At 69.2% G+C, this 22,182-nt stretch carries 21 protein-coding genes and 1 pseudogene; 11 read left to right on the forward strand and 11 right to left on the reverse strand.

Annotated features, from left to right (window positions below):
- Positions 1–1,068: SDR family oxidoreductase (locus RMP09_RS01550; RefSeq protein WP_310564253.1), on the reverse strand; the 1,068-nt coding region annotated here is incomplete at its 3' end.
- 198 nt (positions 1,069–1,266) lie between these two features.
- Between RMP09_RS01550 and RMP09_RS01555 the strand changes: the two genes are divergently transcribed.
- From RMP09_RS01555 to RMP09_RS01570, 4 genes are all read left to right on the forward strand, one after another.
- Complete coding sequence (locus RMP09_RS01555; RefSeq protein ID WP_310564254.1) at positions 1,267–1,821, forward strand: phasin family protein; 555 nt, start codon at positions 1,267–1,269, stop codon at positions 1,819–1,821.
- Positions 1,822–1,945: 124 nt separating this feature from the next.
- Positions 1,946–3,184 carry a patatin-like phospholipase family protein gene (locus tag RMP09_RS01560; RefSeq protein WP_310564255.1) on the forward strand — a complete coding sequence of 413 codons (1,239 nt, stop codon included), beginning with the start codon at positions 1,946–1,948 and terminating at the stop codon, positions 3,182–3,184.
- 15 nt (positions 3,185–3,199) lie between these two features.
- Entirely contained in the window at positions 3,200–3,859 is a 660-nt protein-coding gene (locus tag RMP09_RS01565; protein ID WP_310564256.1) for a TetR/AcrR family transcriptional regulator, read from the forward strand.
- Between the two features lie 5 nt (positions 3,860–3,864).
- Positions 3,865–4,644: a hypothetical protein gene (locus tag RMP09_RS01570; protein ID WP_310564257.1), complete on the forward strand. Its 780-nt coding sequence runs from the start codon at positions 3,865–3,867 to the stop codon at positions 4,642–4,644.
- A gap of 28 nt (positions 4,645–4,672) precedes the next feature.
- On the opposite strand, the gene RMP09_RS01575 is transcribed toward RMP09_RS01570, so the two are convergent.
- The 3 genes from RMP09_RS01575 to RMP09_RS01585 form a co-directional block, all read right to left on the reverse strand.
- Positions 4,673–5,770: a M14 family metallopeptidase gene (locus RMP09_RS01575; RefSeq protein WP_310564258.1), complete on the reverse strand. Its 1,098-nt coding sequence runs from the start codon at positions 5,768–5,770 to the stop codon at positions 4,673–4,675.
- Positions 5,767–6,999, reverse strand: a complete 1,233-nt coding sequence (locus RMP09_RS01580; protein ID WP_310564259.1) for a M20 aminoacylase family protein — start codon at positions 6,997–6,999, stop codon at positions 5,767–5,769. Before RMP09_RS01580 ends, RMP09_RS01575 begins: the two co-directional genes overlap by 4 nt.
- A 124-nt stretch (positions 7,000–7,123) precedes the next feature.
- Complete coding sequence (locus RMP09_RS01585) at positions 7,124–8,275, reverse strand: ABC transporter substrate-binding protein (protein ID WP_310564260.1); 1,152 nt, start codon at positions 8,273–8,275, stop codon at positions 7,124–7,126.
- Between the two features lie 130 nt (positions 8,276–8,405).
- Between RMP09_RS01585 and RMP09_RS01590 the strand changes: the two genes are divergently transcribed.
- From RMP09_RS01590 to RMP09_RS01600, 3 genes are all read left to right on the forward strand, one after another.
- Positions 8,406–10,469: a molybdopterin oxidoreductase family protein gene (locus RMP09_RS01590; protein WP_310564261.1), complete on the forward strand. Its 2,064-nt coding sequence runs from the start codon at positions 8,406–8,408 to the stop codon at positions 10,467–10,469.
- A 77-nt stretch (positions 10,470–10,546) separates the two neighbouring features.
- Positions 10,547–11,629 carry an aminopeptidase gene (locus tag RMP09_RS01595; protein ID WP_409559668.1) on the forward strand — a complete coding sequence of 361 codons (1,083 nt, stop codon included), beginning with the start codon at positions 10,547–10,549 and terminating at the stop codon, positions 11,627–11,629.
- Between the two features lie 27 nt (positions 11,630–11,656).
- Positions 11,657–11,977: a polyhydroxyalkanoic acid system family protein gene (locus RMP09_RS01600; protein ID WP_310564262.1), complete on the forward strand. Its 321-nt coding sequence runs from the start codon at positions 11,657–11,659 to the stop codon at positions 11,975–11,977.
- Positions 11,978–12,114: 137 nt separating this feature from the next.
- Here RMP09_RS01600 and RMP09_RS01605 read toward each other — a convergent pair whose 3' ends face one another.
- Entirely contained in the window at positions 12,115–12,369 is a 255-nt protein-coding gene (locus RMP09_RS01605) for an acyl-CoA-binding protein (RefSeq protein WP_310564263.1), read from the reverse strand.
- A 144-nt stretch (positions 12,370–12,513) separates the two neighbouring features.
- Between RMP09_RS01605 and RMP09_RS01610 the strand changes: the two genes are divergently transcribed.
- On the forward strand, positions 12,514–14,028 hold the full coding sequence (locus RMP09_RS01610; protein WP_409559667.1) for a wax ester/triacylglycerol synthase family O-acyltransferase: 1,515 nt from the start codon (positions 12,514–12,516) through the stop codon (positions 14,026–14,028).
- A gap of 185 nt (positions 14,029–14,213) precedes the next feature.
- Here RMP09_RS01610 and RMP09_RS01615 read toward each other — a convergent pair whose 3' ends face one another.
- Together RMP09_RS01615 and RMP09_RS01620 are read right to left on the reverse strand one after the other, a co-directional pair.
- Positions 14,214–14,990: a type III pantothenate kinase gene (locus RMP09_RS01615; RefSeq protein WP_310564264.1), complete on the reverse strand. Its 777-nt coding sequence runs from the start codon at positions 14,988–14,990 to the stop codon at positions 14,214–14,216.
- Positions 14,991–15,051: 61 nt separating this feature from the next.
- On the reverse strand, positions 15,052–15,723 hold the full coding sequence (locus tag RMP09_RS01620) for a helix-turn-helix transcriptional regulator (protein ID WP_310564265.1): 672 nt from the start codon (positions 15,721–15,723) through the stop codon (positions 15,052–15,054).
- 183 nt (positions 15,724–15,906) lie between these two features.
- Between RMP09_RS01620 and RMP09_RS01625 the strand changes: the two genes are divergently transcribed.
- On the forward strand, positions 15,907–17,118 hold the full coding sequence (locus RMP09_RS01625) for a HAMP domain-containing sensor histidine kinase (protein ID WP_310564266.1): 1,212 nt from the start codon (positions 15,907–15,909) through the stop codon (positions 17,116–17,118).
- A 30-nt stretch (positions 17,119–17,148) separates the two neighbouring features.
- Positions 17,149–18,129 carry a response regulator gene (locus tag RMP09_RS01630; protein WP_310564267.1) on the forward strand — a complete coding sequence of 327 codons (981 nt, stop codon included), beginning with the start codon at positions 17,149–17,151 and terminating at the stop codon, positions 18,127–18,129.
- Positions 18,130–18,204: 75 nt separating this feature from the next.
- On the opposite strand, the gene cqsA is transcribed toward RMP09_RS01630, so the two are convergent.
- The 4 genes and pseudogenes from cqsA to RMP09_RS01650 form a co-directional block, all read right to left on the reverse strand.
- On the reverse strand, positions 18,205–19,452 hold the full coding sequence (gene cqsA / locus RMP09_RS01635) for an alpha-hydroxyketone-type quorum-sensing autoinducer synthase (protein ID WP_310564268.1): 1,248 nt from the start codon (positions 19,450–19,452) through the stop codon (positions 18,205–18,207).
- Between the two features lie 206 nt (positions 19,453–19,658).
- Positions 19,659–20,099 (reverse strand): rhodanese-like domain-containing protein, encoded by a 441-nt coding sequence (locus tag RMP09_RS01640; protein ID WP_310564287.1) that lies wholly within the window; start codon positions 20,097–20,099, stop codon positions 19,659–19,661.
- A gap of 174 nt (positions 20,100–20,273) precedes the next feature.
- A pseudogene (locus tag RMP09_RS01645) lies at positions 20,274–20,774 on the reverse strand (MBL fold metallo-hydrolase); the annotation flags it as partial.
- A gap of 20 nt (positions 20,775–20,794) precedes the next feature.
- The gene (locus RMP09_RS01650; protein ID WP_310564269.1) at positions 20,795–21,040 is read right to left on the reverse strand and encodes a metal-sensitive transcriptional regulator; all 246 of its coding nucleotides are present in this window, start codon (positions 21,038–21,040) and stop codon (positions 20,795–20,797) included.
- Between the two features lie 251 nt (positions 21,041–21,291).
- Here RMP09_RS01650 and RMP09_RS01655 point away from each other — a divergent pair, with 251 nt between their 5' ends.
- A complete protein-coding gene (locus RMP09_RS01655) occupies positions 21,292–22,176 on the forward strand; it encodes a PPK2 family polyphosphate kinase (protein ID WP_310564270.1) in 885 nt (294 codons plus the stop codon).
- The last annotated feature ends 6 nt before the right edge of the window (positions 22,177–22,182 follow it).

The following is a 22,182-nucleotide window of genomic DNA, read 5'->3' on the forward strand; positions in this document are numbered from 1 at the left end:
CCAGGCGTAGTCCTTGAGGTTGGGGCATTCGATGCCGCTGCCCTTGAGCGCGGCCTGGGTGTCGCGGCAGTCAAAACGCGTCGGGTAGTTGACGAAATTCATCATGTCCTCGGGCAGCCCGAGGTCCTGCATCACCGCGCGGTAGACCCGGCGCACCGGCGCCAGCGCCATCAGGCCCTTCTTCACGCTTTTGGGGATGAAGCCCATGAGCGCCGCGTTGATGAACAGGTTCATCTTGGGCGCATGCGCCGCCTTGCTCAGGATGTCGAGCACGTCACCAACGCGGTAGCCCATCGGGTCCACCAGGTGGAAGCACTGGCCGCTGGCGCGCTTCTGGTGGCTGATGTGGTCCAGCGAGGCCACCACAAAGTCCACCGGCACGATGTTGATGCGCCCGCCCTCCAGCCCCACGCTGGGCATCCACGGCGGCAGGATCTGGCGCATGCGCTGGATCAGCTTGAAGAAGTAGTAGGGGCCGTCGATCTTGTCCATCTCGCCGGTGCGGCTGTCGCCCACCACCAGCGCGGGCCGGTACACGCTCCACGGCAGCTTGCATTCGGTGCGCACGATCTTCTCGCTCTCGTGCTTGGTCATGAAGTACGGGTGGTCGATGTTCTCGGCCTCCTCGAACATGTCTTCGCGGAACACCCCTTCGTACAGGCCCGCAGCGGCGATGGACGAGACGTGGTGGAAGTGCCCCGCGCCGATGGCCTTGGCAAATTCCACGGTGTTGCGCGTGCCTTCGATGTTGACGGCGATCTGGCTGTCTTCGTCGGCCCCCAGGTCGTACACCGCGGCCAGGTGGTAGAAGTGGTCGATCTGCCCCTTCAGCGCCTTGGTGGCCTCGGCGCTCACGCCCAGTTTCTTGGCAGTGAGGTCGCCAAACACCGGCACCGCGCGCGCTTCGGCGGTGCGCCCGCTCAGTCCCCAGTACTCGCGCAGCGCCGCCACCTTGCCCTCACTTTCGGGGCGGATCAGGAAGTGCACCACCGCGCCCTTGCGCGTCAGCAGTTGTTGGACAAGCCGTTTGCCGATGAAGCCGGTGGCGCCGGTGACGAAGTAGTGCATTGCGTTTCTCCTGAGGTCGTTGTGGCGGTGTGCAGCCCGCCATTCTTGCGCAGCCGCCAGAGGCCCCGTTTCCGCACAAACCCGCGACCCGATTAGTCGCAGGCCCCTACACAGGGCCGCCTGCCGCGCCGTACAGTCTTCGCATGGCACGGTCACGGTCGTCGCCAACATCCCTGTCCCCATCAAAGGAGTCCGACCATGGTCAAGAAAGTTCAGAAATCCACCGCTTCCGCCGCAGCCGCCGGCGCGTCCCCACTGTCGGGCGCCATCAAGGATTCGGCCCAGCAAATCTGGCTGGCCGGCCTGGGCGCGTTCTCCAAGGCGCAGGCCGAAGGCGGCAAGGCGTTTGACACCCTGGTCAAGGAAGGCCTGTCCATCCAGCGCAAGACCCAGGCCGTGGCCGAAGAGCGCATCAACGAAGCCACCAGCCGCATGAGCAGCATGGCCAACGACATCGGCAGCAAAGCCGCCGGCCAGTGGGACAAGCTGGAAAACATCTTTGAAGATCGCGTGGCCAAGGCCCTGGGCAAGCTGGGCGTGCCTTCGGCGCGCGACATCGAAACGCTGATGGAGCGCATCGACGCCCTGACCCAGCAGGTGCACCAGCTGCACCCCGGCATGGCGGCCCCCAAGCCGGTCAAAACGGTCAAGGCGGCCACCAAGCCCGCGGCGCGCAAAGCCCCGGTCAAGGCGGCTCCCGCCGCCAAGAAACCGGCGGCCCGCAAGGCCACCAGCCGCAGCAAGGCGGCCTGACACCCGGCCGGCCTGAACGGCCCACCCACCAACACAACGGGGCGCACGACGCCCCGTTGTGCCGTCTGGCCCCCGTGCTGCGATGCAGCAGATTCGGCCCCACCCGAGGTCTACACTCAAAACCATGACGACCCGCCGCCACCGCCCTCCGTCACGATCGAAGCCGCGCACCGCGCTGGCACTGGCCGGCGGTGGTCCGCTGGGCGCCATCTACGAAATCGGGGCGCTGTGCGCGCTCGACGAAACGCTGCAAGGTCTGGACTTCAACGGTTTCGACCACTACGTGGGCGTCTCGGCGGGCGGCTTCATCGTCGCCGGCCTGGCCAACGGCCTGACCCCGCGCCAGCTGTGCGAGGCCTTCATCGAGGACCGCGCCACCGAACACCGGTTCGACCCCGCCTGGCTGATGACCCCGGCCTGGGCCGAGTTCGGCGCGCGCCTGCAGCGCCTGCCCGGCCTGCTGGGCGCCGCCTTGTGGGACTGGGGCGTGCAGGGCAAGTCGGCCACGCAAGCCTTTGAACGGCTGGGCGCGGCCCTGCCCACCGGCGTGCTCGACAACGAGGGCATCCACCGCCAGATCGAGGCCTTGTTCAGCGGACCCGGCCGCAGCAACGACTTCCGCCAGCTGCGCGCGCGCCTGACCCTGGTGGCCACCGAGCTGGACACCGGCGAGGCCGCGCCGTTTGGCCGTCCGGGCTGGGACCACGTGCCGATCTCGCGCGCCATCCAGGCCAGCGCAGCCCTGCCCGGCCTGTTCCCGCCCGTGGCCATCGACGGCAAGCACTACGTGGATGGGGCGCTGAAAAAAACCCTGCACGCCAGCGTGGCCCTGGACGAGGGCGTGGACCTGCTGCTGTGCCTGAACCCGCTGGTGCCCTTCCATGCCGAGCCTCCTGCGCAGCCGCATGCCGCGCCGGCCGACAGCGGCCCGCAACGCATCCCCTCGCTGGTCGAAGGCGGTCTGCCCGCGGTCATGAGCCAGACCTTCCGCTCCATGATCCATTCGCGGCTGGCGCTGGGCTTCAAGCAGTACGAGCGCAGCTACCCGGACACCGACATCGTGCTGATCGAACCCGACCAGCGCGACGCCGAGCTGTTCTTTGCCAACACCTTCAGCTACCGCCAGCGCCGCGAGCTGGCCGAACACGCCTACCAGCAGACGCGGCAGATGCTGCGCACACGTCGGGCGCAGCTGGCACCGAAGCTGGCACGGCACGGCGTGCGCATCGACACCGCCGCGCTGGACGACGCCGGGCGCCAGCTGTTGCGCCCCCTGCGCAGCGCCAACGCCGCCGCGCAACGCCTGCACACCACGCTGGACGAGCTGCAGGCCCGCCTGCAGGCCCTGCAGCCCACCGCCTGACCAGAACCGGAACCCATGGCCAAAAAAGCCCCGCGCCGCACCGCCGAACGCATCCTGGAAGTGACGCTGGACCTGTTCAACCGCTTCGGTGAACCCAACGTCTCGACCACGCTGATCTCGGCCGAGCTGGGCATCAGCCCCGGCAACCTGTACTACCACTACCCGGCCAAGGACGAGCTGATCAACTCGCTGTTCGAGCGATACGAAAAAGCGCTGAGCGATTTGCTGGGCGCGGCCGACGGTGTGCGCAACGTGGAGGACGCCTGGTTCTTCCTGCACTCGCTGTTCGAGATCATCTGGGAATACCGCTTCCTCTACCGCGACCTCAACGACCTGCTGTCCAAGAACCGCCTGCTGGAAACGCGCTTCCAGGCCGTGCTGAAAAACAAGACCCGCGCCATCCGCGCCCTGCTCTCGGGCATGAGCCGCAGCGGGGCACTGGACATCGACACCCGCGAGGTCGAGGCCACCGCCAACTGCATGGTGGTGGTGCTGACCTACTGGCTGAGCTACGAGTACGTGCGCGACCCGCGCCGCGCGCTGGAGCCCGACAACGCGCAGCAGGCCCTGCTGCGCGGCGCGCAACATGTGCTCAACCTGCTGGCCCCCTATCTGGAAGCGGGCCAGCGCCAGCACCTGCTGCGCCTGGCCGGCGTCTACCAGACCCCCACCTGAGCACCATGACCGGGACCCGCCCCTGGACACCCTGCCCCCACGCCGGCCCGCACCTGCAGGCCGACAGCCTGCGGGCGCACTGGAGCCGCCTGCACCGCGGCGACGCCGAACCCCTGCCCGACGACCCGCGCCTGCTCGACGGCTGGCTGCTGTTCCACAACGGTGACTTCCAGGCCGCAGCCGAACACGGCCTGCATCTGGGCGGCGACGGCCTGACCCTGGCCAACAAGGCCGCCTGCGTCCACGCCAGTTACGTCGAAGCCCACGAATCCGCGCGCCTGCAGCGCTGGCTGGCGGCGGCGGACCAGGCGCGCCAGCAGCAGGCCAGTGCCCCCGACAACCCCAACGCCTGGTACTGGCAGGCTTACGCGCTGGGGCGCTACAGCCAGGGCATCAGCGTCACCAAGGCGCTGGCGCAAGGGCTGGGCGGGCAGATCCGCCAGGCGCTGGACCGCGCGCTGGCGCTGGCGCCCGCGCACGCCGAAGCCCACCTGGCCGTGGGCAGCTTTCACGCCGAGATCATCGACAAGGTGGGCGAGCTGATCGGGGGCATGACCTACGGCGCCCGCAAGGACGTGGGGCTGGCCCACTACGCGCGCGCCCTGGCATTGAACCCGGATTCGGCCATCACCCAGGCCGAGGTCGCACAGGGCTGGTTGCTGCTCGAAGGCGACGCCGCCATGGACCGGTCCACCGCCCTGCTCGAACGCGCCGCGGCCTTTGAGCCGCTGGACGCGATGGAGCGCCTGTACGTGGACTCGGCGCGCATGGCCCTGCAGGGCTGAGCGGCCGGGTCCGCCGCGCGTCGGCCGCTCAGGCCGACAAACCGTCGACCGCCTGGAACAGCGCCTGCCGCGCCTGCACCACCACCTGGGCGCGCCAGGGGTCGGTGTCCACATAAAACGCGTCGCGCATCTGCTGGCGGATGGCCCGCGCCTGCGCCTCGGGCGCCTGCGGGTGCCGGTGCAGCCAGTGGTCGGCGCGCAGGGCCTTCAACACCTCGGGAAACGGCTTCGTGCCGTATTCCAGCGCAATGCCGGTGTACTCGGCCTGCGGGCACTCTTCGTAGGCGGCGTTCCACATCAGGCCCGTGAGCCGGGCCGATGTGGACGAGCCGTCGTAGATCGAGGTCACCGGGGTCTGCCCGCCGCTGTCCCACCAATCGCGCGCACGCCGCAGCGCGGCCGCATCGTCGCGGCAGGCGCAGATGCGTTCGCCCACGCCGCTGGGGCCCAGGCCGGTGTGCAGGTCGATCCAGCCCAGGCTCCGCGTGCGCTGCGCGTGCTGGCGCAGCACGGTGCGCAGGGTCTGCTGGCTCCAGGTGGGCGCCTGGCCGCCGTAGAACAGACCGTCGGCGTGCCGGTACTGGCCTTGCGAGACGACCGCCTGCAAGGCGGCCGCCCCATGCTGCGCCTCCCAGTGTTCGATGGCCGAGGCGACCGCGGCCGACGGCGGCCAGGTCTCGGGCAGCAGCCAGGGCTGCAGCTCGGTGTAGACCGGGTTGTCGGGCAGGGGCTGGCTGAAGTCTTGGAAGTTGCGGTTGAGGTCCACGTTCTCGTGCGTCACGCGCCGCTGATACGAGAACCCGTGCGGGTTGAGCGCGTGGATGTAGAGCACCGCCACGCCGGCCGCGCGCGCGTGGGCGCGCCAGGCTTCGTCGTGTGTGGCGAACACCTGCACACCCGAGCCGCAGAACCCCTCCACCCCGTGGCAGGCGCTGCTGACGACGAGCAGGCGCTCGGCGTCGGCCGGGCCGTCCAGCGCCACGTCCATGGCCAGGGTTTCCCCCACCAACCCCGGCAGGGGGTGGTTGTGGCTGCGGATGGCCATGCCGGCCGCCGCCGCCCCTTCGAGGAACAGCACCCGCGCGCGGGCGTAGCTGGGCGCAAACGCGGCGTTGGGCTCGATCATGCGGCGGCCCTGTCGGCACGCGGCTGGGCCAGCCACTGCTCGGCCAGGCGCACCCAGAAGGTGGCGCCCAGGGGGATGAGGTCGTCGTTGAAGTCGTAGTGCGGGTTGTGCAGCATGCAGGGGCCCGCGTCGTGACCGCCGCCCGCGTAGCCCGCGCGGTGGGCGCCGTCGCCGTTGCCGATGAACAGGTAACAGCCCGGCTTGGTCTGCAGCATGTAGGCGAAGTCTTCGGCCCCCATGGTGGGCTCCTGCGCCAGCACCCCCTCGGCCCCCACGATGTCGGCCAGCACGCGCTGGGCGAACGCCGTTTCGGCCGGGTGGTTCACGGTGGGCGGGTAGTTGCGTTTGAACTGGAACGACACCGTGGCACCGAAGGCGGCCGCCGTGTGTTCGGCGATCTCGCGCATGCGCCGCTCGATCAGGTCCAGCACCTCGAAGGTGAAGGTGCGCACCGTGCCCTGGATCTCGCAGCTGTCGGGCACCACGTTGGTGGCCTCGCCGGTGTGGATCATGGTGACGCTGATCACGCCGGCGTCCACCGGCTTCTTGTTGCGCGTGATGATGGTCTGGAAGGCCTGCACCATCTGGCAGGCGACCGGCACCGGGTCGATGCCGTTGTGCGGCATGGCCGCGTGCGCGCCCTTGCCCCGGATGGTGATGCGGAACTCGTTGCTCGACGCCATGACCGGACCGGTGCTGGCCGCGAAGCGGCCCACCGGGATGCCCGGCCAGTTGTGCATGCCGTACACCGCGTCCATGGGGAAGCGTTCGAACAGGCCGTCCTTGATCATCTCGCGGGCGCCGCCGCCGCCCTCTTCGGCGGGCTGGAAGATCAGGTAGACCGTGCCGTCGAAGTCCCGGTGCTGTGCCAGGTGCTGCCCGGCCGCCAGCAGCATGGCGGTGTGGCCGTCGTGGCCGCAGGCGTGCATCTTGCCGGCGTGCTGGCTGGTGTGTTCGAAGGTGTTGAGCTCGGTCATGGGCAGCGCGTCCATGTCGGCCCGCAGGCCGATGGCGCGCCCACAGGCCCCACCGTCACGCCCGTGCACGATGCCCACCACGCCGGTGGTGCCCAGGCCGCGGTGCACCGCAATGCCCCACTCGGTGAGCTTGGTGGCCACCAGTTCGGCGGTGCGCAGCTCCTGGAAGCACAGCTCGGGGTGGGCGTGGATGTCGCGCCGCAGCGTGGACAGGCTGGCCGCCTGGGTGAGGATGGAGTCGATCAGTTGCATGGGGGCCTCTCGCGCCGATGCCGCCGCACCGGCTGTCCAGACAAAAGCCCATGTTACCCAAGCACGGCACCGGCCGGCTGTCCCGCCCGCTCGCCCTTCACCTCGGCTGGGGTAAGCCCGTCGGTCAGCGGCGCACGCGCCCGTCTTCGGTCAGCAGGGTCAGCTCCACAAAGCGCGAGCCGGTGTGTTTCTTGGGGCCGAATTCCACCGGGAAGCCGCCCAGGTTCAGGCTTTGCAGCGCCTCCACCGCGTTGAGGAAGCCCTCGCGCGTGAGGTTGCGGCCGGCGCGCGTGAGCGCTTCGGTGAAGACCCGGGCCGCGACAAAGCCTTCCATGCCCGAATAGTTGGGCGCCACCCCGCGCTGGTCCTTGAGCGCGGCGAGGTAGTCGCCCGACAGCGGCATCACCGGCGCGTACGGGAACGGCATCACCTGGCTGACCACCACGCCCTTGGCCATGGCGCCCAGTTCGTCCGACAGCGCCTGCGTTCCCACCAGGGACACGTTGTAGAAATTGCCCAGATAACCCTGCTGGCGCGCCAGACGGATGAAGGTCGCGCAGGCCTTGTACGCGCCGATCTGCACGATCGCTTCGGGCCGGGCCGCCAGGATGTCCTTGAGCGCGGCCGCCACCTCGGTGCCGTTGCGCTCCACCGTGCCCACCGCCACCGGCGCCAGGTTCTGCGCCTGCAGCGCGCGCTGCACGCCCTCCAGACCGGCCTTGCCATGGGCGTCGTTCTGGTGGAACACCGCCACCTTGCGGATGCCCACCGAGGTGACCTGGCGCACGATGGCCGCGGTTTCGTCGAAGTTCGAGGCCCGCACATGGACGGCGTAGCGGTTGAAGGGTTCACGCAAGGCCTGGGCCCCGCTGCACGGCGCGAAGAACGGGATCTTTGCCTCGGTCGCCAGGGGCAACGCCTCCAGGCAGGTGGACGTGCCCACGTAGCCGAACAGGGCAAACACGTTCTGCCCCAGGAACTGCCGGGTGTTGGCCACGCAGCGCTCGGGCTCGTAGCCGTCGTCCAGGCGCTGCAGTTCGATGCGCCGACCCTGGATGCCGCCTTTGGCGTTGACCGCCTCGAAATGCAGCTGCGCCCCCAGGTTGAACTGCAGGCCCAGCTGGGCGGACGGTCCGCTGAAGGGTGCCGACTGCCCCAGCACGATGCGGTCGTCGGCCACGCCCGCACTCTGCGCGCGGGCCTGGGGCGCCCAGGCACCCAGCGCCGCAGCGCCCACAAAAGAACCCAGGGAAGAGATGGCCAGGCGACGTCGCATGTGGGAGGTCCTGCTATGCTGTTTTTTGAGTATCCGGCCACCTCGGAGGGCCGGACTGTTGCAGGGCTGGGAGCCTACCGCAGAACCCAACCCTTCGCCCCACCCGCCGACCTCTGGTCATGCCCCGCCGATGAACGCCAACCCCACCACAGCCCCCAGCCCCGATGCCCTGACCGTGCGCGGTGCCTGCCCGCACGACTGCCCCGACACCTGCGCCCTGCTCACCACGGTCGAGAACGGCGTGGCCGTGCGGGTGCACGGCAACCCCGAGCACCGCCACACCGACGGCGCGCTGTGCACCAAGGTCTCGCGCTACACCGAACGCACCTACCACCCCGAGCGCATCCTCACGCCGCTCAAGCGCGTGGGCCCCAAGGGCAGCGGACAGTTCGCCCCGATCGGCTGGGACGAAGCGCTCGACGAGATCGCCACCCGCCTGAAGGCCATCGCCGCACGCGACCCACAGGCCATCCTGCCCTACAGCTACGCCGGCACCATGGGCCAGGTGCAGAGCGAAGGCATGGCGGCGCGCTTCTTCCACCGGCTGGGCGCCTCGCACCTGGAACGCACCATCTGCGCCGCGGCGGGCGGCGAAGGCCTGGTGCACACGCTGGGCGGCAAGCTGGGCATGAAGCTGGAGTTTTTTGCCGAGGCGAAGCTCATCCTGATCTGGGGCAGCAACTCCATCGCCAGCAACCTGCATTTCTGGCGCCTGGCCCAGCAGGCCAAACGCAACGGCGCGCGCCTGGTCTGCATCGACCCGCGCCGCAGCGAAACCGCCGAGAAGTGCCACGAACACGTCCAGCTGCGCCCCGGCACCGACGCGGCCCTGGCGCTGGCCCTGATGCACGAACTCATCGTGCACGACTGGCTCGACCACGACTACATCGCCCAGCACACCCTGGGTTGGGACGCCCTGCGCGAGCGCGCCCTGCAATGGCCGCCCGAGCGCGCGGCCGAGGTGTGCGGCGTGCCGGTGCAGCAGATCCGGGACCTGGCGCGCGCCTACGGCACCACACAGCCCGCCGCCATCCGCCTGAACTACGGCATGCAGCGCGTGCGCGGCGGCGGCAACGCGGTGCGCGCCGTGGCCTGTCTGCCGGCCCTGGTGGGCGCCTGGCGCCACCGCGCGGGCGGCCTGCTGCTGTCGGCCTCGGGCCATTTCCCGGTCCAACGCGCGGCGCTGCACCGGCCCGACCTGCTGGCCGGCCGCAACCCGCGCACGATCAACATGGTCACCATCGGCGACGACCTGCTGCGCGAGGCCTCGCCCGACTTCGGGCCCAAGATCGAGGCGCTGATCGTCTACAACAGCAACCCGGTGGCGGTGGCGCCCGAGTCAGGCAAGGTGGTGCAGGGCTTCGCGCGCGAGGATCTGTTCACCGTGGTGCTGGAGCATTTCCAGACCGACACCGCCGACCACGCCGACCTCATCCTGCCCGCCACCACGCAGCTGGAGCACTGGGACATCCACACCAGCTACGGCCACACCGACGTGCTGCTCAACCGCCCGGCGGTGGCGCCGCTGGGCCAGGCGAGGCCCAACAGCGCGGTGTTCCGGGCGCTGGCACAGCGCATGGGTTTTGACGAGCCCTGCTTCGCCGACGACGATGAAACCCTGTGCCGCACCGCCTTTGGCGACACGGTGGATTTCCAGCTGCTGCTGGACCAGGGGTACGCCACCCTGCCGGTGCCCGAGGCGCCGTTCGCCGACGGCGGCTTTCCCACCCCATCGGGCCGGTGCGAGTTCTTCAGCGCCCGCCTGGTGGCCCAGGGGCTGGACGGCCTGCCCGACCACCTGCCCAACTTCGAGACCGCCGGCAGCGACCCGCGCCACCCGCTGGCCATGATCTCGCCGCCGGCGCGCAACTTCCTCAACTCCAGCTTCGTCAACGTGAAAAGCCTGCGCGACATCGAAGGCGAGCCGCTGCTGGAAATGCACACCGACGACGCCGCCGCGCGCGGCATCGGCAGCGGGCAGATGGTGCGGGTGTTCAACGACCGCGGCGAATACCGCTGCAAGGCCAAGGTGTCCCAACGCGCCCGCCCCGGCGTGGTCAACGGTCTGGGCATCTGGTGGCGCAAGCTGGGGCCCGACGGCACCAACGTCAACGAAGTCACCAGCCAGCGCCTGACCGATCTGGGCCGCGGGCCGGTGTTCTACGACTGCCTGGTGCAGGTCGAGAAAGCGTGACCCCCCTGCGCCGCGTCGCGTCTGCCCTCCTGGGGGGGGACCGTGCCAGAGGCCCGGCCAAGCCGGTTCCCCGGCGCGTGCTGGCGGTCGTCGCCACCGCACTGGCACTCGCCGGCTGCGCCAGCCCCCCCACCGGCGTGGGCTACTACTGGCAGTCGGTCACCGGGCACCTGGCGCTGATGCGGGCCGCGCGGCCGGTGGACGACTGGATCGCCGACGCCCGGACGTCCGAAGCCCTGCGGCAGCAGCTGACCACCGCGCGCCGCATCCGCGCCTTCGCCTCGGCCCAACTGGCCCTGCCCGACAACGCCAGCTACCACCGCTACGCCGACCTGAAGCGCCGCGCCGCGGTCTACAACGTGGTGGCCGCGCCCGAGTTCTCGCTCACGCTGCAGACCTGGTGCTTCCCGGTGGTCGGCTGCGTGGGCTACCGCGGCTACTACGACGAAACCCAGGCGCAGGCCTTTGCCGCCAGCCTGCCGGGTGATCTGGAAGTGGCCGTGTATCCGGTGCCCGCCTATTCCACCCTGGGCTGGATGAACTGGGCCGGCGGCGACCCGCTGCTCAACACCTTCATCGGCTACCCCGAGGGCGAACTGGCCCGCCTGGTGTTCCACGAACTTGCCCACCAGGTGCTCTACGTCCAGGACGACACCGCGTTCAACGAGTCCTTCGCCACCGCCGTGGAGCGACTGGGTGGACAGCGCTGGCTGGCGCAGGCGGGTGAGGCGGCGCGCGGCGACTACGAACGCTTCGATGGCCGGCGCCGCGCCTTGCGCGCGCTCACGCTCGGCACCCGCGAACGCTTGCAGGCGCTGTACGCCGACACCCAGCTGGACACCACCACGCGGCGCCAGCGCAAGGCCGAGGTGATGGCGGAATTTCGCCGCGCCTACGCCACCCTCCAGCAAACCTGGGGCGGCTACAACGGCTACGACGCCTGGGTGCGCCAGGCCAACAACGCCAGCTTCGGCGCCCAGGCCGCCTACGACCAGTGGGTACCGGCCTTCGAAGCCCTGTTCGAGGCGCAAGGCCGCGACTTCGCACGCTTTTATGATGCGGTGCGCGCGCTGGCCGAGCAGCCGAAAACCGAACGCAACGCCACCCTGCAGGCCCTGCTGCCCGCCCCCGGCCCCACGCTGGCAGCCAGCGGCCACTGATCACCCCAAGACCCGAGGAGACACCCCATGGCCCAGATCCACATCCAACGCCCCCACCAGCTGGGCCTGGCCGGCGCGCGCAAGGTCGCCTGGCAATGGGCCGAGCAGGTCGAGACCGATTTCGACATGGCCTGCACCTACGAAGAGGGCGACGACTGCGACGAAGTGCAGTTCACCCGCTCCGGCGTCAGCGGCACACTCAAAGTCTCGGGCGACCACTTCGAACTGGACGCCCAGCTCGGCTTCCTGCTCGGCGCGTTCAAGGACCGCATCGAAGGCGAGATCGTGAAGAACCTCGACGAACTGCTGGCCAGCAAAAAACCCGCCGCGAAAAAGAAAAAGGCCTGAACGCTTGCGCATTCAGGCCCGTGATTCCCACCCTGTTCCGGCGCGAGGGGTTTGCTCCAGAACCCAGTGGAACCGGGTCCGCCGGGCCACACGCGTTGCCCCTTTGATGGGCGCGCGCGCAGCGCGGCGGGGGTGGGTCAGCTCAACGATTCGATCAGGTCGATGTACTGCTGCTTGGCCTCGTCCGACGAGGTGCCCTTGCAGACACTCCAGGCGTCCCACTTGGCACGGCCCACCAAGTCGCTGAAGCCAGGTTTCTTCTCGGTGTTGTCGCCGGTGGTGGCCTGCTTGTACAGACCATAGATCTTCAGCAGCGTGGTGTTGTCGGGGCGTTCGGCCAGTTTCTTGGAGTTGGCCACAGCGGCTTCGAAACGGGCGTTGAGATCGGACATGCGGTTCTCCTGATGGGGGGTGCCCGCGCGCAACAGGCGCCGGCGGTCTAGGGACTGGCCCGGTATCTTACGGGCCGGCCCACCGGCAAAATAGACGTTCACCCCCAACACAGCCGCGTCCACCACGGGCGACCAGGAGACAACATGGTCCAGCGCATTTCCAAGACCGCCCAGACCGAAGCCACCGGCCGCACCCTGGCCAGCTCGCTGGGCCTGGAAGGCGAACGCATGAGCAAGGTCGACACGGCCTGGCTGCGCATGGACTCGCCCACCAACCACATGATGATCGTGGGCGTGTGGATCCTGCGGCCGGGCATCACACTGACCGCGCTGCAGCAACGCGTGCGCGAACGCCTGCTGCCCTACCGCCGCTTCGTGCAGCTGGCGCGCGAAGACGCCGCCGGCGCGCACTGGCTGGACGACCCCGACTTCCACCTGGAGCGCCATGTGAGCACACAAGCGCTGACCCGCCCGCGGGGGCAGAGCGAGCAGGCCGCCTTGCAGGAACGCGTCGCACACCTGGCCATGCAGGCCCTGAACCCCGCGCACCCGCTGTGGCACTTTGAACTGGTCGAGCATTACCAGGGCGGCTCGGCGCTGATCGCGCGCATCCACCACTGCATCGCCGACGGCATTGCACTGATCAGCGTGATGATGAGCCTGGTGGACGGCGGCGCCGAGCCGCCCCGCCGCACGCGCAAGAGCGGCCCCGATAAAGTGGGACTGGAAGCCGCCGAAGACTGGCTGGCCGACACGCTGATCCGCCCCTTCGGCGACCTCACAGCCCGCGCACTGGACCTGGCCGGCGGCGGCGCCGCCCGGTCGCTGGCCGCGCTGGCCGCGCCACAACAGAGCCTGAGCGACTCGCTGGGCCAGGCCATGGACATCGCCCGCATGGGCGGCCAGCTGGCCAGCGACCTGGCAGCCCTGGCGCTGATGCCCGACGACTCGCCCACGCCGCTCAAGGGCCAGCCGGTGGGCCGCAAGCGCGTGGCCTGGTGCGAGCCGATTCCGCTGGACGAGGTCAAGGCCATCGGCAAGGGGTTGAACTGCTCGGTCAACGACGTGCTGCTCAGCTGCGTGGCCGGCGCCCTGGGCCAGTACCTGCGCGCGCGCGGCGAAGACCCGGCCGGCAAAGAGATCCGCGCCATGGTCCCCATCAACCTGCGCCCCATGGAAGACGCCTGGAAGCTGGGCAACCGTTTCGGCCTGGTGCCGCTGGTGCTGCCCATCGGCCTGTCCAACCCGATCGAGCGCGTGTACGCGGTGCGCGCGCGCATGAACGAACTCAAGGGCAGCCTGCAGCCGCTGCTGACTTTCGGCCTGCTGTCGGTGGCGGGCCTGCTCATCAAACCGGCGCAGGACGCGATGCTGGCGCTGTTCGGGCGCAAGACCACCGCCGTCATGACCAATGTGCCCGGCCCGGCCACCAAGCTGCAGCTGTGCGGCGCCACGCTGGAGCAGACCATGTTCTGGGTGCCACAGACCGGCACCGTGGGCCTGGGCGTGTCCATCCTCAGCTACGGCGGTGGCGTGCAGTTCGGCGTGATCGCCGACGAAGCCCTGTGCCCGGACCCGCAGGCCATCATCGACGCCTTCGAACCGGAGTTCGCGCAGTTGCTGGCGGTGACGCTGATGCTGCCGTGGGGACTGGACTGATCCCCCCGCGCCGCCTGCGGCGTCACCCCCCAAGGGGGCGATGCGAGTGGCCCGGCAGAGCCGGTTCCACCGCATCCTGGAACAAGTCACGACGCGTCGGAAGGGTAGTTGGCTCCAGGGGCCCCGTGGAACGGGCTTGACCCGGCCACAGGGGCCGCCCCCCGCGCAGCAGGGGGGAAGCGCCGTCAGGCGCGCAGGGGGGCAAACCGTCCACTCGCGATTTCCAGCAACCCGTCGAAGATCAGGCTGTCCACCAGCTCGCACGGTGTGGACATGCTGGGCGCCATCTTCCAGCCCGCGCCACCGGTCATGTAGACCACCGGTGGTTCGCCGCAATGGCGCCGCAGGTTGTCCACCATGCGCTGCACCGCCCCCGCAATGGCGAAGGTGCCGCCGCTGGTGAGGGCGTCGCTGGTGTTGGTGGGAAAGTCGCGCACCTCGCCAGTGGGCACATGCAGACCGGCGGTGCCCGATTCCAGCGCACGCAGCATGATGCCGTGCCCCGGCAGGATGATGCCGCCCAGAAAACGGCCCTGCGAGTCGATGGCTTCCACCGTCACGGCCGTGCCCACCATCACCACCACACAAGGCCGCGCCGGCCCCTGGGCCAGCAGGCGCTGGCGGGCGCCGATCATGGCCACCCAGCGGTCCGAGCCGAGCCGGGCCGGGTGGTCATAGCCGTTGGTCAGGCCGGCCTCGCCGCTGCTGGAGACCACCCACTGGGGGCTGACGTCCCACAGCTCGAGTTGCTCCTGCACACGGCGCTTGACGGCGTCGCCGGCGACCACGCAGCCGATCACCCAGCGCGGCGCGGGCAGGACGCTCCAGTCGCCTTCGGCCAGCTTTTCGATGTTTTCCAGGAACTGCGCCCCGTGGGCCAGCAGCCGGGCACCGACTTGCGGTGCATCGTAGAGCGCCCATTTCAGGCGGGTGTTGCCAACGTCCAGGGCCAGAAAACTCATGCGGGCATTATGAACACGCCAGCGACGCGTTCCTGCGCGCGCGGCCTAGGGTTGATACGGATCAGATCAGGCCGATCCAGCAGGCGCGCTGCACCGCCGAGAGCTTGTTGTCTGTCTGCAGCTTGGCCATGGCGTTGGCCAGGTGGTAGTTGACCGTGCGCTCCGAACAGTCCATGCGCAGGGAGGTTTCGCGCGCGGTCAGGCCTTCAAAGGCCAGGTTCAGGCTCTCCTGCTCGCGCGGGCTCAGGCTCAGCCGCTGCTCGGCGATGGCACGCTTGAGCATGGGCCAGATGTTGAAGGCCGACCAGGCCAGCGTGGCGGCTTCGGACCGGTCGGCAAAGGCCCGTGGGCTGAACAGGAAACACTCGAAGGCGCGCCCGGCCGGCAGGGTGAATGCGACGCGCACCAGGGTCTGGTGCCCGTGGGCCAGCCACAGGCGGCGCCAACGACCGGCCTGGTCCGCGAAGGCCGACTTGGAGATGTCCTGCCAGGCGACCAGTGGCGCGTCGCTGTCGCGCCAGCTGGCACCAAAATCGTGGCTCTCGGCCAGGGCCTGTGCGGGGCCCAGCAGGCGCGGCGGGTGCACCGCCAGCACCTCGCGGTCATCGCGCCCCCCGGTGGGCGTGGGCCCCAGCACCACCACCGCCTCCACCCCTTGCTCGGTCAACGCGCTCACCCAGTCGGCGAGGATCGCATCCACGCTCACGCTGTCAAAGTTGACAGGCAGGGTCATGGTTGGCGATCGCCCGTTGCAGGGACAATACCCGCAGGTCGCACCCACCCGCCCAGGTGACCGGGTCGCCAAAGAAGGAAGGAGTACATGTTGCCGTTGGACCGAATAGGGCTGCGCAGTGCGCGAACCAGGTTGTGGCGATGGTTGGTGGACGAGACCATCCACGCTCCGCTGGAGCCTATTTTGCACCCATCGCGCGCGCGCCTTCAGTGGCTGGGCATCTTCACGGTTCTGGGGCACCTGACGTTCGCCTGGATCTGGGGCTACCTGATTCCGCAGCCGTTCGAGTACGTGGGCCTGCGCTTGCTCAACGCCAGCCTGGGCATTCCGTTGCTGCTGCCCGCCGTCCACCGGGACCTCAACTCCCGCCTGACTGTCTGGACCTTCAGCGCGGTCTGCTGGTTGCAGCTGCCGCTGTTCTTTTCCTGGATGTACTGGATGAACGGTGGCAACTCGGTCTGGTTTTCCAGCATGGCCTGCATGGTCGTCATCTATTACCACCTGACCGACTGGCGCCTGGCCACGCTGGGGGCGCTCACCGGCATCGGCCTGAGCTACCTGCTGGCCACCCCGCCGACCCAGCCCCTGCCGGACACGACCACCGGGCTGGACCAGCTGGTGGTGCTGGGCTTCGCCTGGGTCTCGTCCATCATGCTGGGCGCGTCCAGCGCCAACCTGCGCCGCACGCGGCTGATCAATGTCCTGAGCACCATGGGCGTGATGGCGCACGAGCTGCGCACGCCACTGGCCACCGTCAACCTCATGGGCGATGTGCTGCGCAACCTGGCCCAGCACGATGTGCCCGAGAACAAACGCAAGAAGATCGAGGAGCTGTCCACCCGGCTGCAGAACCTGGTGCGCAGCATGAACCGGCAGATCGACACCCAGATATCGAACGCCCAGCTGCTGCGCCTGCCCAGGGAGCGTTCGGCCATCCAGGCCGCCGAACTGGTGCACGAGGTGGTGGGCAGCTATCCCTACCGCTCCTCGCGCGAGCGCGACTGCGTGCAGGTCCACGTGCAGAACGACTTCTGCTTCGTCGGTTCGCGCCCGCTGTTCGCCCAGGTGCTGTCCAACTTGATCAAGAACGCGCTGCACTCGCTGGCCTCGGCCGGTACGGCGCCGCAGCCCGGGGACCTGCGCATCCAGGTGGGGCTGCACCGCGGCAAAGGACGCATCAGCATCGCCGACCAGGGCGTGGGCATTCCCCACGAGCAGCAGACCCGCATCTTTGAACCCTTTTATTCCACCCAGAGCGGGGCGGGCAGCGGTCTGGGCCTGACGTTCTGCAAGAACGTGGTCGAGACCGTCAACGGCCAGATCAGCGTGCATTCCGAACCCACCGAAGGTGCGACCTTCTGGGTCGACCTGCCGCTGGACACCACTCCCCACTGAACCGTCACACCGCTTCGCGTTTCCATGGCCTTGCAACTCCCGCTTTTTCACCGCTCCGGCAGCATCGTGTTCCTCGACGATGACCTGGACTACCTCGACATGCTGGGCATGGTGCTGCCCACCCACCTGCAGGTGGAGCTGTACATGCGACCCACCACCTTTCTGGAGCGCATGCGCGAAGAGCCCGCGCGCTGGGAGGCCGACGCCGCCTTGCACCTGCAGATGATCGAGCGCTGGCGCAACGGCCACCACCTGCTGCCGCAGTTGCTGCGCTACTGGGCCAACAACCCGGCGCGCTACCAGCTGGTGCAGACCTGCGTGGTGGACTACGCCATGCCCGGCACCGACGGTCTGAAGGTGCTCAACACCCTGCTGGACTGGCCCGGCTCTCGCATGCTGCTGACCGGCCAGGCCGACGAGCAGATCGCCATCCAGGCCTTCAACGGCGGCCTGATCGACCAGTTCATCCCCAAGCAGGCGACCGACATCGCGGGGCGGCTGCTGGGCGCGCTGGCCAAGCGCTCGAACACACCCCACCCGCGGCTGAACACGCTGTGGCGCGCGGTGCTGCAGCCGGCCCAGCAGTCGATGCTGCAGGTGCCGTCGGTCACCCGCGCCTTGCGGCGGCTGACCCAGACGCGGTGGGTCGAGTACGTGGTGCTGGGCGAGCCCTTTGGCCTGCTGGGGCTGGACACCGACGGCCGCTGCCAGTGGCTGCAACTCGAACCCACGGGCTCGCTGAACGAACCAGCCGAGCTCGCGGGCACCGCCGGCCTGGGGCTGGACGTGGTGCACGCGGTGCAGGCCGGCCGGCTGCTGCCGGCGGTGGAGCTGCACCAGCAGCTGGGGCTGCGCGGCCCGATCCGCACCGCGCCAGCGTTCGTGGTGGACGATGAAGGCCTGCTGACCGGCGCGCTGTTCGATCTGAGCGCCAGCGACCTGCCCCAGCCGCTGTACGCCTACCGCAACTTCCTCGAAATGCAGGGCTCGCGCAGCGTTCAGGACGCCTGAACCGGCGCGAACGGATCGCGCAGGCCGGTCGTGGACCGGCCTGCGCAATGCGCCGGGCGCGCCCAATGCATTCGTTCACACCGTCTGCGCTTCGGCCACCCGGGCACGGCGCGCCAGCGGCCAGTCCCAGGGCTTGACCAGTGGCGCGATCTCGCGTGCCGCGCCGATCACGTGGTCCAGCTCGGCATCGGTCAACGCGGCGCTGAGCGTCAATCGCACCATGGTGCGGTTGCGGCTGGTGGCCGGCGCGCAAAAGACGGCACCGAACACATTGCGTTCTTCCAGCAGGTCGCGCAGCACCATGGTGGCCGGCTCGGTGCCCGACTCCAGCGCGATGATCTGCTCGGTGCCCTGGTGGATGGGATAGCCCAGCTCCGTCAGGTCCGCACGCAGGCGCCGCGTGATGGCGTGCAGGCGCTGGCGCTCGGCGTCGCTGCGGCGGATCACCTCCAGCGTCGCGCCCAGTGCCGCCACCTCGTGCGGCAGCAGACAGGAGCTGAACATGTTGGGGTAGCTGGTGCTGAGCACGTAATTGCGCATGGCCGACGGCACGCTGAGGAAGCCGGCCCGCCCGGCAAACGCCTTCGCCAGGCTGGCGGTGATGAAGTGCACCCGCTCGCTCAGCCCCAGCGCCACGCACAGGCCGGCGCCCTGCGGGCCGTGCGTGCCCAGCGAGTGCGACTCGTCCACCAGGATCATGCAGCCGCGCCGCTCGCAGGTCTGCACCATCGCCTCCAGCGGGCAGACCGCACCGGTGGTGCTGTAGACCGAGTCCACCACCACGATGCCCGGGCCGTGGCGCTCGATCATGCGGTCCAGGTGCTGCGGGTCGTTGTGGCGGAACGGGTGGGCGGTGGCCCCGGCGCGGCGCGCGCCCTCCCACAGCGAGGTGTGGGCCAGGCTGTCCATGTAGATCACGGTGTGCTCGTCGGCGATCGATTGCAGCAGGCCGAGGTTGGCCGAGTAGCCGGACTGGCAGATCAGCCCGTCTTCCTTGCCCAGCAGATGCGCCAGCCGGCGTTCGAGCTGACGGGCCGGATGCTCGTCCAGCAGGAACACGCTGGACTGGATCACGAATTCGGCGTCGCTCTTGATGGCCTCGGTCTGCGCCCGCACGATGTCGGGGTGACCGGTCAGGCTCAGGTAGTCGTTGCCGTTCAGGCGCACCGCGTCGGCGCCCGCGTCGCGGCCGTGCAGCAGCGATCGACCGCCCCAGAGCGTGTCCCAGCGGGTGGTGAACTCGCGCTGGATGCGGGCGGCCAGGTGGGCCGAGATGGCGGGTTGTGCGGGGGCCTTGTCAAGGATGCGGTCGAGGGTTTCCATGGAGATCTCCTTTGAGAAAAGAAAACCCCATTGAAAAAAGAAATGTGTGACCTACCCCACACACCCTGTCAGGCCTGACAGGGCTTGTTACGCTTTTTTCTCAAGTTTTGTGTGCACCCGCCGATCAGCGGCGTCCGCACGCCACAGACCATCCCCGAAAGCCCGCCTCCCGGCACCCAGCAGGGCGCCAGCATCCGGCGAGGCCCTCAGTTCTGGCGCCAGGGCAGGCCGTGGAAGCGCCAGCCACCGCGCCGCCCCCGGTGCGCCTGCGGGTCCGGGTCGCCCTCGAAACCTTCGAGGATGTTGTAGGCCTGCAGCCCCAGCTCGGTCGCCCGTTTGGCCGCGGCGACGGAGCGCACCCCGCTGCGGCACAGCAGCACCAGCTTCTGCCCGCCCGCGGCCGCCTGGCGGACGCCGTCGTCGAAGGCGGCGTTCATCGCCATGCCCGGCCACTGCTTCCAGGCCAGGCCGATGGCACCGGGCACAAAGCCCACCCACTCGCGCTCGGCGTCGGTGCGCACGTCCACCAGCACGGCCTCGCCCGCCTGCACCCACTGCCAGGCCAGCAGGGGCGACACATCGCCCGCGTAGCCGCCCTGCCCGGGCCTGGGCTGCAGCAGCAGCGCACCGTCCACGTCGTGGCGCATGCCCGAGCTGAGGTTGGCCGGCACCGCCTCGTCGATGCGGCGCGGCCTGGGCAGGTGCAGGCCGTCCATGAGCGCGATGAACTCGGCCTCGGACTTGCCGGCCACACGGGCGTTGGACGCCTTCTCCTGCCCGATGGTCGAGTGCGCGCGGCCGTTGTAGTCGTGCCCGGGCCAGACCGTGGTGGCATCGGGCAGCGCGAACAGCACCTCGGTCAGGCTGCGGTACAGGTCCGCCGCGCTGCCGGACTGGAAGTCCGTGCGACCGCAGCCGTTGATGAGCAGGGTGTCGCCGGTGAACACATGATCGCGCCAGACGAAGCTCATGCTGCCGGCGGTGTGGCCGGGTGTGTGCAGGGCCCGGAGGCTTTCGGCGCCAAACGCCAGCGTGTCGCCGTGCGCCAGTTGCACCGCCGCGGTACCGATGCCGCAACCCGCCGGGGCGGCGGTGCGGGCACCCGCCAGCTCGGCCAGTTTGCCGGCGCTGGTGATGTGGTCGGCGTGCGCGTGGGTCTCCACCGTCCAGACCAGCTTGAGGCCGTACTCGCGCAGCGTGGCCAGGTCGCGTTCGATCTGTTCGTCCACCGGATCGATGATCAGGGCCTCGCGCGAATGCAGGTCGAACAGCACGTAGGTGAAGGTGCTGGAGGCGGCGTCGAACAGCTGGATCGGCTTCATGGCGGGCGGTCCGTGGGCGATCAGGAGAAACGCGCGAGCATGTCGGCCACGTCGTCCGCGGGCACGTCGCCCTGGGCGATCACGCAGCCCACCATGGTGAAAAAGGTCTTGTCCAGCGCCTTGCGCGCGGCGGCCAGCTGCTGGGCGACTTTTTCGCAGTCCGCATCGGTTTCGATCAGCTTCTGGATGCCCCGCAACTGCCCCTCCACGCGCTTGAGGCGCAGCACCAGGGCGCGTTTGCGTTCGGGATCGTGGACGGTGGTCATCAGGGCTCCAGGGACGGGACGAAAAGGCAAATTGTAGGAGGGCGGCACCGATTTCCAGCCATCGGCCTACGCGTCCCTAGCGCTCGGCACGACAGCGCCGGAAAAGGCCCGCGATCACCCCGGCCCCGCCCGCACGGGGCGCGCTCGGGCGGCCCATGGCGGGCGGCATCGGGACAATATTGACGTTGACGTCAACACTCTTTCAACGCCTTGGGGCAGGATGGGCGCCCACACCGTCCGGAGACCGCCCCATGCCCCGCTCGACCGACGTCCACCTGCCCTTCCCGGCGGCCGCGCTGCAGGCCACCCCAGGCGCGCACGACTGGCGCATCGGGCCCGCCCGCGATGGACAGAAGGCGCAGCGCGGCATGCTGGCGCAACGGGGCCCCGGCGCCAAGCCCTTCTCTCAAGGCAGCAAGGCCGAAGACCAGGCGCAGGTGCTGGCCCTGGCGCGCGAGATCGACGAGCTGCAAAACCTCTTCTACGCCGATGGCCGCTACAAGCTGCTGGTGATCCTGCAGGGCACCGACACCTCGGGCAAGGACGGCACCATCCGCGGCGTGTTCGGCCTGACCAGCCCCCTGGGCGTGCAGACCGTGGGCTGGAAGGCGCCGACCGAACCCGAGCGCGCACACGACTACCTCTGGCGCATCCACCAGCAGGTGCCTGCGGCTGGCCACATCACCGTCTTCAATCGCAGCCACTACGAAGATGTGCTGGTGCCGGTGGTCAACGGCTGGATCACGCCCGCGCAGACGAAACAGCGTTACGCCCACATCAACCACTTCGAGCGCCTGCTGGCCGAGACCGGCACCGTGGTCCTGAAGTTCATGCTGCACATCAGCGCAGACGAACAGCGCGAACGCCTGCAGGAGCGCGTGGACGACGTGACCAAGCACTGGAAGTTCAGCCTGGGCGACCTGAACGTGCGCAAGCAGTGGGCCGACTACCAGAAGGCCTACGAAGACCTGCTCGAAGCCACCAGTTCCGAGTGGGCGCCCTGGACCGTGGTGCCGGCCAACAGCAAGACACACCGCAACCTGATGATCGCCACCGTCGTGCGCGACACGCTCCAGGCGCTTGACCTGCGATTCCCGCCCGAAGACCCGGCCCTCAAGGGCCTGCGCGTCGAATGACGCGCG

Source organism: Hydrogenophaga sp., assembly GCF_031426985.1.
Lineage (GTDB): Bacteria > Pseudomonadota > Gammaproteobacteria > Burkholderiales > Burkholderiaceae_C > Hydrogenophaga.